Here is a 4,033-nt window from a genome sequence, read left to right on the forward strand (position 1 = left end):
GGCGGGGCAAGACCCTACGCTTCATCATTCCGCAGGCCCTGGGCGACGTCACCATCATCGACGATCCCGGCCCGCCCTACGTGGAAGACGCGCTGGCGGTAGTGATTGCCTGATTCAGATCGTCAACCTTTCAGCCCGGTGAGCTTCACCCCCTGAATAAAGGTGCGCTGGGCGAAGAAGAACAGGATGACGATCGGGATCGTGAAAATCGTAGCGGCGGCCATGAGGAGGTTCCAGGCCACCGCATGTTGTCCCTGGAAATCCTGCAAGCCTAAGGCCATAGTAAAACGCCGCGGATCCGTCAAATAGATGAGCGGCCCCTGAAAATCATTCCATGCCCACAGAAAAGTGAATACAGCAATCGTCGCCAGCACAGGCACCGAAAGCGGAAGCATGATGTTCCAGAAAATGCGGAACTCGGATGCGCCGTCCACACGCGCCGCGTCCGCCAAGTCATCAGGAATCGTCCGGAAAAACTGTCGCAGCAAGAAGATGTCAAACCCGTTGCCAAAGAATGTGGGCACGATGAGCGGTAGAAATGTGTTGCCCCATTCCAATTTTGTGGTAAAAAAGATGTACAGGGGAATCATGGTCACCTGAAACGGCAACATCATGGTGGCAAGGACAATAAAAAACACAAGGTCCCGCCCTGGCCACCGGACCCGCGCAAAACCGTACGCGGCGGGAGCGCAGGAGAAAAGTGTTCCAATGATAGCGAAAATTGCGATGATGAGACTGTTCTTGACGTAGGTCCAGAAATTCACCCCCAAACCGGGACGCGTGGCTCGGTTCATGGCGTCGACAAAGTTGCGCCAGCGAAGACCGACGACGAGCACCGGTTCCGCGTTTTTCATCCGCACGTGGTAGAGACGCGCCGGCTGTGCAGGATCCACAAACGTTCCATATCCCTCTTCTATCTGTAGTAAAGCCAGCCGCAGTTGACGTCCATCCTCCCAATTCACCAAATAGATCGGGCGGGCTTCGCCGTTGATGTTCACCGTTTCATTGTCATGAGGCAACCAGGTGGGTGGGACGCGAAAAACATCCTGATCGGACTTCAACGACGTGGAAAGCATCCACAGAAACGGGACAAAGAAGAAGAGGCCAACGGTGAGGATCGCGATGTGAGCAGCAAGGGGACGCGCGTACCGGAGCCAAAAACGCTGCCACGAGAATGCAGTCTTCGTCTGTGGGCCAGATGCGGACACAGCAATATCAGCCATCTCACCCTCCCTCGTAGTAGGTCCAATGTTCAGACGAGCGTAGGAGGAAAATGGTGCACACCATGATCACCAGGAAAAGAATCCAGGCCTGAGCTGACGCGTACCCCATCTTCAGATAGACAAAGCCCTGTTGGTACAAGTACACACTGTAAAAAAGCGTCGAATTGAGCGGAGCACCCAGACCGCTGCCGACAGGGCTGATCCCTGCACTCAGAACATAGGCCTGGGCAAAGTATTGAAATGTAGCAATCACACCGATGATGAGATTGAACAGGGTGATGGGGGATACCAGCGGAATCGTCACCGCCCAGAGCCTTTGCCACCAGTTTGCACCATCCAGTTGAGCTGCCTCGATCAACGTTGTGGGGATGTCCTGGAGGCCGGCCAAGTAGATGATGATGGTATTGCCCACGCCCCACAAACCAAGCAAGATCAACGAAGGTTTCGACCAAAAAGGATCTTTTGTCCAATTTGGGCCGCGTATCCCCACTTCTGCCAGCAGCGTGTTGAGGAGCCCGCTGTTGGGATTCAGGATCCACAACCAGAGCAAAGTGCTCGCCACCACCGGCACGATTGCAGGCAAGAAGTAGATCACCCGGTAGATCGATTGACCTGGCGTCTTAATGTTCAACAATAGGGCGCAAATAAAAGAAATCAGCAAAGAGAGGGGCACACCAAATACAACCATGTAGGCTGTATTGTAGAGGGATTTCCAAAACAGCGGATCTTGAAATAGCTCTGTATAGTTCAGCAGACCAATCCACTCGGACGGTTGCCGGATATGGTACTCGGTGAAACTGTAGTACAACGAGGCAACCATCGGGTAGAGGGTGAACGCGAAGAACCCCACGATCCAGAGAGAAATAAAAGCCAAACCGGTGAGAAAATGCCGTCGCGTCCGTGGACTCCAGCCCCGGTTGGCAACTCGGCGGGCAAAAGGATTCACTGGCATCCTCCTATTCCACACAAGAAGGTGGGTGCGCCGGATCGACGCACCCACCTTTCCGTTGCATCATTCACTCAATGCTTTGTCTAGCTCTGGTTGCAATTTATCTTGGGCCGCTTGCAACAAAGGCAGAGGGTCTGCGCACGTATGCAGCACTTGCTCCTCAATTTGCCCGAGTTCCGTCCCCACTTCAGCGTTGATTGGAGTCAGGATTGGGGCGCGGGCATTGGGATCGCTCATCAAATTAAGGAACACTTCGAACTTTTCATTTTCATGGAAACGCGGATCTTGGGCTGCTTTCCCACTGGAGGGCAGATTGAAATTGGCAACCATCTCGTCAGCCAGAATCTCCGGCGATTGCATCCAGGCCAACAGCTTCCAGGCCGCATCCTTGTCTTTCACGCCAGCGGGGATCAGCGCCACAGTACCGCTTACGAGATTGGTATTTGCTCGCTCTGGATGATCTGCGGGTGGAGGCAAGGGGGCGACGCCATAAAACAGCTCTGGCTTGTACTTCTGAATGAAGTTTGGACCAGGTTGCCATTCGCCTTCCACTTGCATGGCGATCTTGCCCGCGTAGAACCCATTGTCTGGGGATGCGTAGCCACCGAAGGCGGAACTAAAGCGCAATACCTCCTCCGCGTTGTAGTCGCAGTAGAACTGTTGCTCCCACTTCAATGCATTCACAACCGGGTCAGATGTAAACGTAATTTTTGTGCCATCGTCGCTGTACCAATACCCACCCATCATCGCTGTATATAGGTCCAGATGCGACCAAGAGAAGTCGGGGATGAACCCAACCTGGGTGATGTTGCCGTTTTCATCAACCTTGGTCAGCTTCTGCGCATACTCGGCCAATTCCTCCAAAGTTTGGGGTGGGCGATCGGGGTCAAGCCCCGCCTCTTCAAAGAGATCCTTGTTCCAAAACAGCGCATAGGTATCCGTGCCCCACGGCAGGCAGAAGTAATTTCCCTGGTAGAGGCACTGGCTAAGCGGCGCGTCGAAGATATCTTCAACATCAACATCGCCCGTCGCCAAATAGTCATCGAGGGGCGTCACCAAACCTTCTCGCGCCCAGGTGCCCACACTGTCCGGCCCACCCAGCACAAGAACATCGGGCGGTTCATTGCCGGAGAGCCCGGCGATCACCTTGTCATCCTCCACCGGCGAATTCACCTCGACCCGAATGCCAGTCGCCGCCGTGTAGCGATCGAACAACTCCTGCAACTGGGCCGGATTGTCGCCCCATGTAATCCAGACGCGCAAGACTTGGGGTTCGGTGCTTTCACCCGCGCCGGCCTCGTTCACGGCTTCACCGCTCGATGGCGGAGCTGGCGGTGTACACGCCGCTACGAGAAAGAGAAGAATTACGCCAATCACGAAAACCATGCGCCAACGCTTCACACGTGTCATACAGCAGCCTCCTTTTGGGTGAATCGAATAGAACAGGATGCAGACTCTTCGGTCAAGCACGTGTACGGATTAGAATGTGCGTCGGTAGACGGCGCAAGTCAAGAAGAAACACGCGGGGAATATAACGGGAACAGGTGACGTGAGGGGGCGTCACGTATTTTGATTCTAGCACTTCATCGGTTCAGCGACAAGGGTCTGTTTTCAAATCAGGATCGAGTGAGTTTGCGATTTTGGAGAGACAACTTTACTATGTGAGCATCTCTAGAGCGCTTCAGGCCTGAATCATGGCCGCCGACTCAGCGCTCCCAGGGAGCAGAGACTGAAAACGCTTGTCCAATAAGGAGGCGTAGGAAATGGCGCGATTTCTCGTCCTGCATGGTCCCAATCTCAACCTGTTGGGCACGCGAGAACGATCCATCTACGGGGACGTAACCCTGGACGACATCAACGA

4 protein-coding genes are annotated in these 4,033 nt (G+C 54.4%); 1 reads left to right on the top strand and 3 read right to left on the bottom strand.

Annotated features, from left to right (window positions below; genetic code table 11):
• Window positions 1-122: 122 nt before the first annotated feature.
• From D6694_04460 to D6694_04470, 3 genes are all read right to left on the bottom strand, one after another.
• Window positions 123-854 carry a carbohydrate ABC transporter permease gene (locus D6694_04460; GenBank protein ID RMH45607.1) on the bottom strand — a complete coding sequence of 244 codons (732 nt, stop codon included), beginning with the start codon at window positions 852-854 and terminating at the stop codon, window positions 123-125.
• Between the two features lie 370 nt (window positions 855-1,224).
• Entirely contained in the window at window positions 1,225-2,175 is a 951-nt protein-coding gene (locus tag D6694_04465) for a sugar ABC transporter permease (protein RMH45605.1), read from the bottom strand.
• Window positions 2,176-2,235: 60 nt separating this feature from the next.
• Window positions 2,236-3,582, bottom strand: coding sequence for an ABC transporter substrate-binding protein (locus D6694_04470; protein ID RMH45606.1), 1,347 nt, complete (start codon window positions 3,580-3,582; stop codon window positions 2,236-2,238).
• A 353-nt stretch (window positions 3,583-3,935) separates the two neighbouring features.
• Between D6694_04470 and D6694_04475 the strand changes: the two genes are divergently transcribed.
• The coding region (locus tag D6694_04475; GenBank protein ID RMH45608.1) for a type II 3-dehydroquinate dehydratase at window positions 3,936-4,033 on the top strand (98 nt) is incomplete at its 3' end.

This window comes from Gammaproteobacteria bacterium (genome assembly GCA_003696665.1).
GTDB lineage: Bacteria > Pseudomonadota > Gammaproteobacteria > Enterobacterales.

Bases quoted from the DNA above. Each gene is read 5' to 3' on its own strand.
- D6694_04460 (RMH45607.1), bottom strand. From the start codon at position 854: ATGAAAAACGCGGAACCGGTGCTCGTCGTCGGTCTTCGCTGGCGCAAC.
- D6694_04465 (RMH45605.1), bottom strand. From the start codon at position 2,175: ATGCCAGTGAATCCTTTTGCCCGCCGAGTTGCCAACCGGGGCTGGAGT.
- D6694_04470 (RMH45606.1), bottom strand. From the start codon at position 3,582: ATGACACGTGTGAAGCGTTGGCGCATGGTTTTCGTGATTGGCGTAATT.